The sequence below is a fragment of the Arthrobacter sp. NicSoilB11 genome (assembly GCF_019977375.1).
GTDB lineage: Bacteria > Actinomycetota > Actinomycetes > Actinomycetales > Micrococcaceae > Arthrobacter.
In genome coordinates this window covers 3791862-3804658 of the sequence record NZ_AP024657.1, presented here as the reverse complement: position 1 = coordinate 3804658, position 12797 = coordinate 3791862, and the positions used below count along the sequence as shown (strand labels likewise).

Below are 12797 nucleotides of genomic sequence, written 5' to 3'. Positions count from 1 at the left end.
GGAGGCAAACGTCATTGTTCGGATGGTGGTGCAAGGTCTTCAAGGGCAGTTCAGTTCGGGAGCAGGGAGACAGTCTCCGCTATGCAGGCAGGCTTTTGCGAGCCTTCCAGTTCGATCAGGTGATTGAACTGCAGCTGCCGCCCATTGGCCGTCTCGCTCACCGAGGCCAGCGTCAGCCGGTCCCTGATGCGTGAGTTGACCCTGGCCGGCGCCGGGAACCTTACCTTATTCAGGCCGTAGTTGATGATCATCGCGGCCCCGTCGACCCGGTATACCTGGCCGGCCAGGTATGGCAGCAGCGACAAGCTGAGGTAGCCGTGGGCGACAGTGGCCCCGAAGGGCCCGCCTGCTGCCCGCTCCGGGTCCGTGTGTATCCACTGTTGGTCCAGGGTGGCATCGGCGAAAGCCTGGATCTGGGATTGGTCCAGGGTATGCCATCCACTCACCCCGATTTCCTGGCCAGCCATGGTGGCGAGCTCGGCGGCGTCCTTGAACAGTTTCATTTAGACCCTCTCCAGCAGCATGGCGACGCCCTGGCCCAGGCCCACGCACATGGTGGCCAGGCCGCGATTTGCGTCTTCGCGTTCCATCCGGCCCAGTAGCGTGACGACGATCCGTGATCCGGAGGAGCCCAGGGGATGGCCCAGGGCGATCGCACCGCCGTCGTTGTTGACGGTTCCCTCATCCATTCCGAGCAGCCGAATGCAGGCCAGAGCCTGCGCTGCGAACGCCTCGTTGAGTTCGACGGCCCCCACCTCGGCCAGGTCCCAGCGCGCCTTGGCCAGGGCCTTTTGTGTCGCAGGCACCGGGCCGATGCCCATTACATCCGGCGCCACACCGGCCGCTTGGCTGGTCACGATGCGGGCCCGGGGCGTGAGCCCGTAGCGCTCCACGGCCTCGCCGCTGGCGACCAATACAGCTGATGCGCCGTCGTTGAGGGAACTGGAGTTGCCAGCGGTGACCACTCCGCGGGGCGCCACGATCGGCCGGAGGGCGGCCAGGGCATCAGCGGTTGACCCGCGTCTGGGTCCCTCATCGGTGACTACCAGCGAGACTTCCCCCCGCCTGCCCGTGACCGGAACAGGGACTATCTCGTCGCTGAAGCGGCCGGCGTCGATCGCCGCCACTGCCAGGTTGTGGGAGCGCAGTGCAAAGCTGTCCGCGTCGGCACGGGAAATCCCCTCCCGCTTCGCTACCTCTTCTGCCGTTTCGGGCATGGAAAACAGTGCCCCCGACTCCATCCGCGGGTTAACAAACCGCGCACCGATTGAGGTGTCCGCGAGTTCACCCGGTTTGGAGTAGGGCTTCTCCGGCTTTGCCATCACCCACGGCGCGCGGGTCATGGACTCTACGCCGCCGGCCACCACAAGGTCGGCGTCACCGTTGCGCACCGACTGCGCCGCCATGCTGATGGCTGTTAGCCCGGAGGCACAGAGCCGGTTGACGGTCACGGCCGGTACGGCGTGCGGGAACCCGGCCAGCAGTGCGGCCATCCGGGCAACGTTACGGTTGTCCTCACCGGCCTGATTAACACAGCCAAAGATGACCTCGTCAACGGTGGCAGGATCGACGCCGGCCCTGTCTACTGCGGCCTGGAGCACAAGCGCGGCCATGTCGTCGGGACGGACAGTGGCGAGCACGCCGCCGTGACGGCCCACCGGGGTACGGACGCCCCCGACGAGGAATGCCTCGGGCATCAGCGGGCCCCGCCGTTGATGTAAAGGGTCTGGCCGGAGATGTAAGAGGAGTCGTCACCGGCGAAGAAAGCCACGGCCGCTGCCACTTCCTCCGGCTGGCCTACACGTCCCAGTGGGGTTCGCTCCGCCACCGCCTGCTGGTGCTCGGCCGGGCTGGCCCCCACCCGCTCTGCCGTTGCGGCAGTCATTGAGGTGGCGATGTAACCCGGCGCCACCGCATTGACCGTGATGTTGAACGGACCAAGTTCGATGGCGAGCGTCGCGGTCAGGCCCTGGATACCGGCCTTTGCAGCCGCGTAGTTGGCCTGGCCGCGGTTGCCCAGCGCGCTGCGGCTGCTGAGCGAGACGATCTTGCCGTACTTGGCCGGAACCATGTAGCGCTGGGCAGCGCGCGTGCAGAGGTAGGCGCTGGTGAGGTTCGTGGCCAGGACCGAATCCCAATCCTGCCGCTCCATCTTGAAGAACATGTTGTCGCGGGTGATCCCGGCGTTGTTTACCAGGATGTCCAGCCGGCCGAACTCCCGGTGGATGTCATCGAATACCCGGTCTACTGCTGCCTCATCCGTGACGTCGCAGCAGGCGGCAAGGGCCTTTCCGCCCGCCGCCACGACGTCCGGGTGGTCCGAGATACGCTGCGCGGTGTCCTTGGCGCGGTCCTCGTTGAGGTCCAGGACGGCGACAGTGGCGCCGCCATTGGCCAGTCTCAGCGCGGTGGCTGCGCCGATTCCCTGCGCCCCTCCAGTGACTACTGCCACCCGGTTGGTGAAATTGCTCATGACATTTCCTTTGCTGGTGTTTGGAGCGTGCTTTGGCAAGCCCGGGTCGGGCCCGCCCGGGAGCTAGCTGAAGGCGGAGAAGCCGGTGATCTCGCGGCCAACGAGAAGGGATTGGATCGAGTCCGTGCCCTCATAGGTGGAGACGACCTCCATGTCGGTCATGTGCCTCGCCACGTGGTTCTCCAGCAGCATTCCGTTGCCGCCGAGCATGTCCCGTGCCTCTGAACAGATCCAGCGGGCTTTCCGGGCCGTGTGCATCTTGGCCATGGAGGCCATGGGCCCGGTCATCCGGCCGTCCTCGGCCAGCACGGCAAGGCGAAAGCAGATCAGCTGCATGGCTGTCAGTTCTGCAAGCATGTTGGCCAGCTTGTTTTGTACCAGCTGGAAACTGCCGATTGGTTTGCCGAACTGCTGGCGGGTCTTGGCATAGTCCACTGCGATCTCGTAAGCGGCCATTGCGTGGCCGTAGGACTCCCAGGAGGCGCCGCTGCGTGTGGAAGTGAGTACCTTGGTGACGTCCTTGAACGAATGGCATTCTGTGAGCCGGTTGGCCGCCGGGACCCGGAGGTTCTCAAGGGTGATGTCCGGTTGGAGGATCGCCCGCTTGCCAATCTTGCCGGTGATGACTTCGGTGGAATACCCCTCTGGAAAGCTGCCGTCCTCGTTACGCTCCATCACGAACGCCTTGACCTTGGCATCCGCTTCGTCGCGGGCAAAGATGATGACGACGTCGGCCATGCTGGCGTTGCCGATCCAGCGTTTGCGCCCGTTGATGATGTAGCTGTCCCCCTCGCGCCGTGCGCTGGTTTCGAGCGCCACGGAGTCAGACCCGTGCTCGGGTTCGGTCAGGGCGAAGGCGCCGATCTTGCCGAGGGCGGCCATGGCAGGGAGCCAGCGCTGCTTTTGCTCCTCGCTGCCGAGCATGTTGATGGTTCCCATCGCCAGTCCGGACTGGACGCCGAGGAAGGTGTTGACGGAACCGTCGCCGCGGGAGACCTCGGCGGCGACAATCCCCGCGGCAAGCCGGCTTAGCCCAGGGCATCCGTAGCCCTGAATGGTTGTTCCGACGATGCCGAGCCCGGCAAGTTTGGGTACAAGTTCGAAGGGGAACTCGGCACGTTCCCAATAGCCGTTGATGACCGGCAGCAGGTCTTTGTCGACGAAGGCGCGGACTTTCAGCCGGAGCGCCCGGTCCTCAGCGCTGAGGAAATCGTCCATGAGGTAAAAATCGGTGCCGTTCGCGGCCGTTTCGGGTGTCATTGAGTGAGCTCCAGTGGTGTGTGATCGGGGACCCATTTGCCCTGCGGGTCTGTAGTTCCATGTGAAGGCTGGAAAAGGGTGAGCCAGTGGCGCTCGTGTTCCGCCAGGGGCCGGGACTTGCCAGTGTCCGGCTGGACTGAAACCAGCACGGTACGGCCATCTACGGCGACCGCCCCGAATTGGCTGCCCCTGAATTCCAGGCTGAACGAACTCGTGCCGATCCTGGTCACCGCGAGTTCAACCTCCAGGTCTTCGCCGTGGTGGACTGGCCGCCGATAGTTCACTTCGAGGCTGGCTACCACCGTGGGGGTCGCTTCGGCTCGGCGTATGCCCGGCATCGAAGACCGCCATTTGATTCTTGACTCCTCCAGGAGCGTGACGACGGCGGCGTGGTTGACGTGCCCGTTGAGGTCCTGGTCGGACCATCGTGGGCAGACTCGGGTCCGGTAGGTTTCAGGCATCGACCAGGGCTTTCCGATGGAGTAGCCATTCCCGCACCAAGCGGGAGCTTTCGTTCAATCCCGGGGGTGCGAGCGAATAGTCCACCGGCGTAAGGGAATACTCGACAGGATGGCGGACCGTGGGTATCTTCCGGGGCCCGTCGCCAGCCATCACCACCGGGTTCAGCCCCAGCTGTTCAGCGAGCTCCACACCGCCGCGGACATCCTGGATCGGAGCGCAGGGCAGCCCTGCCGAGGAGAGCTCACGGAACCATTCGTCGGCTGACTGGCCGGCCAGTTGGGCGTGGAGGATGCCGCGCAGCTCGTTACGGTTGGCGTTGCGCTGCAGAGTTGTGACGAACTTTGGATCACGGGCGACTCCGGGAATCCCCAGCGCCTCGCACAGCCGGACGAACTGGGCATCATTTCCCGTCGCGATGATGATAGTGCCGTCCCCGGTCTGCATCGGAGCGTATGGATACATGCTGGGGTGTTCGTTCCCCATCCTGGTCGGTACCACACCGCCCGTTACATAGGCCGCAGACTGGTTCACCATTCCGGACAGGGCCGAGGTCAGCAGGTTCAGTTCCACCAGCTGACCCTCGCCGGTCCGGTCCTTGTGGTGTAGTGCCCCCAGGATGCCGATGGCAGCGTGCAGGCCCGTGATGACATCGAACAGCGCGATGCCTGCCCGGTACGGTTGGGAGTCCTGGTCCCCGGTAAGGCTCATCATCCCCGATGCGGCCTGTACCAACAGGTCATACCCCGGAATATGTGCGCCCGCTCCAGTACCGAACCCAGTGATGGAAGCATAGATAATGTTCGGGTTCAGTTCGGCCGCGGACGCGTAATCCAAGCCCAGCCGCGCCATGTTGCCGGGCTTGAAATTCTCGATCATGACATCAGCGCTGGCGATCAGGGAACGCGCAACGTTGAGGTCCTCCGGGTCTTTCAGGTCCAGGGCAATGGAATGTTTGTTGCGGTTAACCGCGAGGAAGAACGTGGCCTCGCCGTCCCGTACGGGGGGCATATACGTGCGGGTGTCGTCACCCTCAGGTCCCTCCACCTTGATCACCGTGGCGCCCATGTCAGCCAGGAGCATGGTGGCGTACGGGCCTGCCAGCACCCTGCTGAAATCTGCCACCACAACGCCGGCGAGGGGACCCGCGCTGGCCCGGCCCAGGACGTCACCTTCAGGATTGTCGTCACTGCCAGCGGGACGACTATGTCCGCTGGAAACCGGTTTTTTGATCGGTTGTGTCATCTGCTTCCTCCGCTTTGTGGTGTGCATCACCTACCTTCCCAAGCGGACTGATTCGCGTCCAATACACATTGGGTGCCGGACTGATACCTCAGCGCCATCAATGTCAGCTGGGTCTGCCTTCGGTATGTTGGGCGTATGAACAACGACGTTTACCTGGTCAGGAGCTGAGCGGAAGTGGAGATACACCAGATCCGGGCCTTTCTCGCCGTGGCAGAGGAACTGCACTTCGGCCGGGCCGCGCGTCGGCTCCATATGGCCCAGCCGCCGCTGAGCCGGTCCATCCAGCGGCTTGAGCACGAACTGAAGGCGCCGCTGTTTATCCGCAGCACGCGCACGGTGCAGCTGACCGCCGCGGGTGAGGCCCTTCTCGGCCCGGCACGCGAGATACTCGAGGGGTGCCGGCGGGGCCGTCTCGCGGTCGCCTCGGTGGGCCGCGGCGAAACCGGGCGCGTGCGGGTCGCCTTTGCCGGGGTTTCCTCGCATGTCATGGTTGGCAGGCTCGCCAAGCGTGTCCGGGAGGTGCACCCGGGAATCGACTTTGAGCTGTCCAGCTCCAATTTCGCCCTTCCGGCCATGGACAAGGTTATGAGCGGGTCCATGGAAGTCGGCCTGGGCCGCTGGAATTTCATTCCTGCTGTCCTTGACTCGCGGATCGTGGCCAACGAGCGGCTCGTCGTTGCCCTGTATGAAAGCCACCCCCTGGGCGGGCAGGCTTCGCTGCGTATGGCAGACCTCGCGGGGCAGCCTTTCGTCACGTTGCCGGAGCACCCGGGCGCCATCCTCCATGACCACCTTCGAAGGCTCTCCAGTGCCGCAGGTTACGTCGTGGAGATTGCCCAGGTGGCGCCGGATTCCCAGACTCTTATGGCGCTGGTGGCAGCCGAGATCGGTGTCGCCCTGACAGTGTCCTCCGTGCCGGAAAACTTCAGCCACCCGGGTGTCGTGTTCATTCCCCTTGATGATCCGGTTGACCCCATCCAACTGCGGCTGGTCTGGCGGAAGGACAACACCAGCCCGGCGCTGCGCGAGGTCCTTCGGCTGTCGGAAGAGGTCCTTCCATCGCCGGACTGAACCGTCCATTGATGCGCATGGGGCATAACCGGAATCACTATTAGGTATTGGATCTGACGGCAATCAGGCTGGCACAGTGGTTCGGGTCACCGGGTGCAAGTACGCCCGTGCTGACGCCAACCCTTCCCTTGACCTGCCAGGAGAATCACCGTGACCGTAACCGCACCTGCCCTGGTCTTCGACGACGTGCTAAACCTTGACACCCTCCTGACCTCCAGGGAACTGGAGCTGCGCAGCACTGTCCGTGCCTTTGTGGATGAACGGATCCGGCCCAACATCGCCGAGTGGTATGAGGACGCCCACTTCCCGCTCGAGCTTGTTCCCGAGCTTGGGGAGTTGGGGGTCCTCGGGATGCACCTCAAGGGCTACGGATGCCCGGGCCGCAGCGCCGTCGAGTATGGCCTCGCCGCCATGGAGTTGGAAGCCGGCGACTCCGGGCTTCGGACCTTCGTCAGCGTCCAGGGTTCCCTGGCCATGAGTGCCATCCACAAGTGGGGGTCCGAGGAGCAGCGGAACGAGCACCTGCCGGCGATGGCGCGGGGCGAGAAGATCGGCTGCTTCGGACTCACCGAGCCCACGGCCGGCTCCGATCCTTCCAGCATGGCAACTTTCGCGGCACCCGACGGAGACGGCGGTTGGGTCATCAACGGCGCAAAGCGCTGGATCGGGCTCGCCTCAGTCGCCCAGATTGCGGTCATCTGGGCTAACACTACCGAAGGTATCCGCGGGTTCATCGTCCCGACGGACACCCCCGGCTTCACTGCGACGCCCATCAACTCGAAGCTGTCCATGCGGGCCTCCATTCAATGTGACATCAGCCTCGATGAAGTACGGCTGCCGTCCACTGCGCTCCTGCCCGGTGCCCGCGGGCTCAGCGGCCCGTTTTCCTGCCTTAATGAGGCCCGTTACGGAATCATTTGGGGGGCTATGGGTGCCGCGCGGGACTCCTACGAAACGGCCTTGGCGTATTCCAGCGACCGCCTCCAGTTTGGCAAGCCCCTCGCCGGCTACCAGCTTACGCAGGAAAAACTGGTCAATATGCTGCTGGAAATCCAAAAGGGGACCCTGCTGGCGCTTCATACCGGACGCCTGAAGGACTCCGGGACGCTGGAGCCAGTTCAGATCTCCGTGGGAAAGCTGAACAACGTCAGGGAGGCCATTGCCATCTGCCGCGAAGCCCGCACCATCCTTGGGGGAAACGGAATTACCCTGGACTACTCGCCGCTGCGGCACGCTAACAACCTTGAATCAGTGCGAACGTATGAAGGTACGGACGAGGTCCATACCCTAATCCTGGGTCAGCGGATCACGGGCATCCCGGCGTTCCGGCAGGAGTGACGGCATGGCACGCGGCTGTGCGGCCGCGTGCCATGCCGGCCGCTTAAAGCCCAAGTGCTCCTGCCCGGGAAGCCCCGTCATAGCCGCCGGCCGGTGGGTTGAGTCCGTAGATCGCGCCAATGGTCGGCGCCACGTCGGCCGTCCTGGCCGGATCCGAAGAAACCCCCGCGACTACCTTGGGGCTGCCGCCGGTAATGAAGAAGGGGATAGGTTCCGTGGCGGGATGTCCGTGATTACCGGGAATCGGATTTGAGATCACGTACGGGTCGGAGAAGCGCCAGCCCGCCCGGCAATAGGCCACCAGGTCTCCCGCCTCGGCCCCGAGCCGGAGTTCGCCGGGCTTATGTACTGACAGCACTCCCTCATGCGCGTCCACAAGCTGTTCGACGGCGGCCAATCCCGCAAGGCGGTCCGCTTCGGAACCGGTCCAGTACAGCAGGTCCGCCCCGCCATTTTGGGCGATCCTGATGTTGGCCTGGAGGTCAGGGCGTGCCTGCAGGATCAGGTCGACGGAAACCACATTGGTGGGAATGGACCAGTCCATGGAGTGGTCAGCAAGCACCATGATCACGCTCGATTCCCATTTGCCCGTGCCCTTGAGGTGATCGATGAAACGTCCCACCTGCTGGTCAGTGTTCATCAGCGCGGCCTCGCGTGCCGCCCGCAGCGTGGTGCCGGTGAGGTCGGAGTGCCCCACCCGGTCGATGTCGCCCAGGTTGGTGAACACGAAGTCGGGGTCCGGCCCGCTGACCATGGCCAGCAGGGCGTCCATCGTGGCCAGATCGGGTGCGTGGCCGGTTACCGGGAGAAGCGGCTGGGGTTCCCAGCGGTAGCTGGCTCGGGTTCCGAAAATGCCGTAAAGGTACTTCTTGCTGAGTACAGACCCCGTGGTAAGTCCGCGCTCCTGCAAACGCTCCAAAATAGTTGGAAAGTGCAGGTCGGTGGGCCGGTCGAGGTCGCGGACCACACTTTCCGTGCTGTCGAAGATGGAGTTGGCAGGGACCCCGGAGCGGTCCGGACGGACACCCGTCATCATCATCACGTGGTTTGGAATGGTTTCCATGACGGGGAGCGACCGGGCTGCCGGGAAGTTGGTGCCAGCGGCCCGGAGCGCGGCCAGCCGCGGGGTCAGCGTGGTGGAGATTTCGTCTGGGCGGCAGCCGTCCACCACCAGCACGTAGCTTCGCACACGTTCGGCGGCGGGTGCTGCCCATGCCGCCCCATGGGCGGCGGAAAGCACGACGGCGGAACCTCCTGCGGCGGCGAGTTTCAGGAACTGCCGGCGTCCTGGGTTCTGATGGGTTGATGAGCTCAAGAGAGGCCTCCTTGTGCCGGCGTTACTTTGCCGGTGTTGGCTGCGATATTAAACGAGGTGGACAGGGTGGATCCTGAGCCGGCGGAAGTTCGCTCGGCGAGGACATACCAATCCATCCGCACGCCGCCGGGCGTGACGTCCAGGACGGAATAGCCGTGCGAGTCGAAATCGAGGTACTTCACGTGCGGGTTTGCCCCCTTGATGGCGCTCTCGACGCCGACGGAGGCCGTACGGGGTGGCACGTTGATGATGTCGTCCAGGTTGTCACTCGTCACCGAAGTACAGACAAGTTCGGCCGCCACGGAATCGCCCGTGACGGGGTAGGTGGCGGGATCGGCCGGGATGTCGCATGCCCAGCCGGAGTGGATGTCGCCGGTCAGGAACACAGTGTCCTTGACCGCGTTGTCCCGCAGGTGGCTGATGACGCGGTGCTGGTCCGCCTCGTAGCCGTCCCACTGGTCGACGTTGATCTGCGCCCCGTCGATGGTGGTGCCGCCCATAAGTTTCTGCACCCCGCCCAGTTCGGCCGTGCTCAGCGATGACGGGACGCGCACTGGCGTGATCATGACCGGGTTGCCGACCAGCTTCCATTGCGGGCCAGTGGACTTCAGGTTGCCAAGGAGCCAGTCCATCTGTGCGGCGCCAGTGATGCTGCGGTCAGGGCTGTCGACTGTGGGGTCGGCTGCGTTGGCGGCCTGATGATCGCGGTAGGAGCGCAAATCCAGCATGGACAAGCTGGCCAGGGAACCGAAGTCCAACCGCCGGTAAAGTTGGCCGCCAGGTTCGTACCGCACTGGCATCCATTCGGCGTAGGCCTGATGTGCCGCGGCAAAACGCTCATCCCACGCTCCCTCGGCTCCCTCAGTGTGGTTTTCCGCGCCGCCCTTCCAGGCGTCGTTGGCCGATTCGTGGTCGTCCCAGGTCACGATGAACGGCGCGGCGGCGTGCAGCGACTGCAGGTCCGGGTCGGTCTTATATTGTGCGTGCCGGCGGCGGTAGTGGGCCAACTGCGTCATTTCGTGGGCAGGCTCGTGGGGACGGACCACCACGTCACGTGCCTGGTATTCGCCAGGCCCGTATTCGTAGAGGTAATCGCCGAGGTGAAGCACGGCGTCGAGGTCTCCGCGGGCGGCGAGGTGGCGGTAAGAGGAAAAATAGCCGGCCTGCAGGTTGGCGCATGACACCACGCCAAACTTCAGCCGGTCCACGGGGGTACCGGCGGCGGGTGCTGTTCGGGTCCTGCCCACGGGGGAAACTGATTGCCCCAAGGTAAACCTGAACCAGTAACTGGTGCCTGGGGAGAGCCGGGGCGCAACAACCTTGACCGTGTGGTCCCTGGCCGGGCTGGCGTTGGCGATGCCGCGGGCAACTATTTTTCTAAAGTCTGCATCAGCCGCGACTTCCCACCCCACCGTGACCTCCGGGCCCAGCCCGCTCCCGGGCAGGGCCTCAGGTGACGGCGTGACCCGTGTCCAGAGCAGCACGCTGTCAGGAAACGGGTCGCCCGAGGCAACACCGTAGGCGAAAATCCCCGTACCAGCTGCGGCCGCGCTGGCCGCGGCGGTCCCGGCCCAAAGCGAGCCACTGCCACCCGCTGCCGCAACCACCGCTGCGGACCTTAGCATTTGACGACGAGTGTAAGTGTTCATAATTCGAGTATTCCTACTCGCCAGTAGCGGATTGGGCTTTCCGTCCGGGAGTTCGCCTGCAGTTTCCCAAGTGTTTGCTCCCGGGCAACTGACGGATACCTCCCATGTCTGCCTCCCGATGATGGCAAGGCCAGGTGGCGCGGATGCACAGTCCTGGCCGCCCCGTTCAGCGCATGGGCCCCGAAGAACCATGGCTGGAGATGTGGGCGCCGATGTCCTGATGAACACAATCGCTTGCCTCAGCACGGTGGACAGGTTGAATCGGAACTCGAATTGTCAGACCCCAGTGACAGCATCTGGGTATGGAAACCGGAGCGGTTGTGGACGCGGGACGCAGGGCCGGGTTGCCGGCTGCCGTCACCTCCCTGGCCGGACTGGTGAACGAGTTGGCCGGAGTCCTTGCCCGTTCCTCGGAAGCGTCGGCTCGTGGAGACGGCCTGGTTGGCCATGATCCTCTGCGGGAACTTTCCGAGTCCTGCCTGGACGGCCTGGCGGTGGTGGCCCGGATCGAAGCTGCCACAGCCGCGGCGAAGGTCCAATTGCTGGCCGGTTACGCAGAGGCATCAGATGCGTTGGAAGGGCCGGCGCAAAGTGCCTATGAATCGTCGGCGCGGGAAATGAGCCTGGTGGCAGAGGTTGCCTGCGTCCTCACCATCGGTGAACGTGCCGCGTCTGCACTTTTGGGGGAAGCCCAGGCGCTGACCAGCTCTTTGCCGTCGACGCTGGATGCGCTCCAGGACGGAAGCATTTCCTGGCAGCACGCACGGATCCTTGTGGACGAAACCTCTGGCCTCAACCACGCTGCGGCCGCTTCATTGGAAGCTCACTTCCTTGACCCGGAGGCACCGAACGCGGCCAGGGGAGCCGCTGCTGGCGAATTGGTGCCGGCCCGGTTTCGTCGGAAAGTCCGTTCCTGGCGGGAACGGCATCACCCGGAGTCCCTGGATTCGAGGCACGCGAAGTGCGCAGGGGACCGGCGGATGGAGTACTCCCTGGACCGGGACGGAATGGCATGGGTGTCGCTGTACATGCCCGCGGACACGGCATGCGCGGTCTGGAACAGGATGTCCGCCATGGCCCGCGGCCTGCAGGGCCCGGATGAACCGCGGACGCTTGCCCAGCTCAGGGCGGATGTGGCTGCGGGGTTGCTGTTGGGCAATCCAGCCCAGGAAGTTGGCGCGGCGCCCTCCCTTAAAGCCGACGTGCTGGTCACGGTGCCGGTGTTTTCACTCCTCGGAACCGCGGACGAGGCCGCCGAGCTTGACGGCTACGGACCCATCCCGGCGTCGATGGCCCGAAGGCTCGTCACGGAAGGTGCCGGCTCGTTCTACCGGGTCCTCGTGGATCCCCGGGACGGGGCACCGCTGGAAATCAGCCGGACCAGCTACCGCCTCCCGGAATCACTGAAGCGGTGGTTGCGGATGCGCGATGGAAAATGCACTTTTCCCGGCTGCAGCAACGCCAGCCTGGATAATGAATCAGACCACCTCACAGCCTGGGAACATGGCGGAACTACCGGAATCAGCAACTTGGGTCAGCTGTGCCCCAAGCACCACAGGCTCAAGCACCGAACGGGCTGGAGCCCCGGACCAGCCGCCAGGAACGAACCACCCGGCTGGATCTCTCCCACCGGGCGCCAATACAACGCCGAACAACCGGACCGGGAACCGCCACTGTGGCCGCCGGGCTTCCTGCCCGGAGAAGGAAGCCTCTTGGAAGCAGTATGCGTGGATTATCTGGCTGCGTCATAGCCGGGGTATTCATGCTCTCCGTCGGCGTGCTCCGTTGGTGTGCGCCCCGGCACAGCCGGGACCGCGTCCAACCACGGCGCCACGTGGAGCAATCATCCGTGCCGGTCCTGGAAGTGAAGTAGACATCCGTGCCGGTCTTGGAAGCAGCCTGCCGGTCCTGTAGGGACCGGCCTGTTGTTCCCTTCCGTTTACCCACCATCAACCAAAGCGCTCCAAACCGTTCCAGCAGGCACAGC

The 12797-nt window shown here is 64.3% G+C and carries 11 protein-coding genes; 3 read left to right on the top strand and 8 right to left on the bottom strand.

What is annotated here, in order from left to right; all coding sequences use genetic code 11:
* Positions 1-50: 50 nt before the first annotated feature.
* The 6 genes from LDO14_RS17765 to LDO14_RS17740 form a co-directional block, all read right to left on the bottom strand.
* Positions 51-503, bottom strand: a complete 453-nt coding sequence (locus LDO14_RS17765; RefSeq protein ID WP_018770675.1) for a MaoC family dehydratase — start codon at positions 501-503, stop codon at positions 51-53.
* Complete coding sequence (locus LDO14_RS17760; protein WP_223992758.1) at positions 504-1697, bottom strand: thiolase family protein; 1194 nt, start codon at positions 1695-1697, stop codon at positions 504-506. It abuts the gene before it with no gap.
* Positions 1697-2473: a 3-oxoacyl-ACP reductase FabG gene (gene fabG, locus LDO14_RS17755; RefSeq protein ID WP_223992756.1), complete on the bottom strand. Its 777-nt coding sequence runs from the start codon at positions 2471-2473 to the stop codon at positions 1697-1699. Before fabG ends, LDO14_RS17760 begins: the two co-directional genes overlap by 1 nt.
* A 63-nt stretch (positions 2474-2536) precedes the next feature.
* Complete coding sequence (locus LDO14_RS17750; protein WP_223992754.1) at positions 2537-3733, bottom strand: acyl-CoA dehydrogenase family protein; 1197 nt, start codon at positions 3731-3733, stop codon at positions 2537-2539.
* Positions 3730-4194, bottom strand: a complete 465-nt coding sequence (locus LDO14_RS17745) for a thioesterase family protein (protein WP_223992752.1) — start codon at positions 4192-4194, stop codon at positions 3730-3732. Before LDO14_RS17745 ends, LDO14_RS17750 begins: the two co-directional genes overlap by 4 nt.
* Positions 4187-5437: a CoA transferase gene (locus LDO14_RS17740; RefSeq protein ID WP_223992750.1), complete on the bottom strand. Its 1251-nt coding sequence runs from the start codon at positions 5435-5437 to the stop codon at positions 4187-4189. Before LDO14_RS17740 ends, LDO14_RS17745 begins: the two co-directional genes overlap by 8 nt.
* A 174-nt stretch (positions 5438-5611) precedes the next feature.
* Here LDO14_RS17740 and LDO14_RS17735 point away from each other — a divergent pair, with 174 nt between their 5' ends.
* Positions 5612-6508, top strand: a complete 897-nt coding sequence (locus LDO14_RS17735; protein WP_223992749.1) for a LysR substrate-binding domain-containing protein — start codon at positions 5612-5614, stop codon at positions 6506-6508.
* Between the two features lie 150 nt (positions 6509-6658).
* Positions 6659-7846: an acyl-CoA dehydrogenase family protein gene (locus tag LDO14_RS17730; RefSeq protein ID WP_018770668.1), complete on the top strand. Its 1188-nt coding sequence runs from the start codon at positions 6659-6661 to the stop codon at positions 7844-7846.
* A gap of 43 nt (positions 7847-7889) precedes the next feature.
* On the opposite strand, the gene LDO14_RS17725 is transcribed toward LDO14_RS17730, so the two are convergent.
* Together LDO14_RS17725 and LDO14_RS17720 are read right to left on the bottom strand one after the other, a co-directional pair.
* Positions 7890-9161: an alkaline phosphatase family protein gene (locus LDO14_RS17725; RefSeq protein ID WP_223992748.1), complete on the bottom strand. Its 1272-nt coding sequence runs from the start codon at positions 9159-9161 to the stop codon at positions 7890-7892.
* Positions 9158-10810, bottom strand: a complete 1653-nt coding sequence (locus tag LDO14_RS17720) for an alkaline phosphatase D family protein (protein WP_223992747.1) — start codon at positions 10808-10810, stop codon at positions 9158-9160. Before LDO14_RS17720 ends, LDO14_RS17725 begins: the two co-directional genes overlap by 4 nt.
* Positions 10811-11112: 302 nt before the next feature.
* Here LDO14_RS17720 and LDO14_RS17715 point away from each other — a divergent pair, with 302 nt between their 5' ends.
* The gene (locus LDO14_RS17715) at positions 11113-12561 is read left to right on the top strand and encodes an HNH endonuclease signature motif containing protein (RefSeq protein ID WP_223992746.1); all 1449 of its coding nucleotides are present in this window, start codon (positions 11113-11115) and stop codon (positions 12559-12561) included.
* Positions 12562-12797 lie beyond the last annotated feature (236 nt).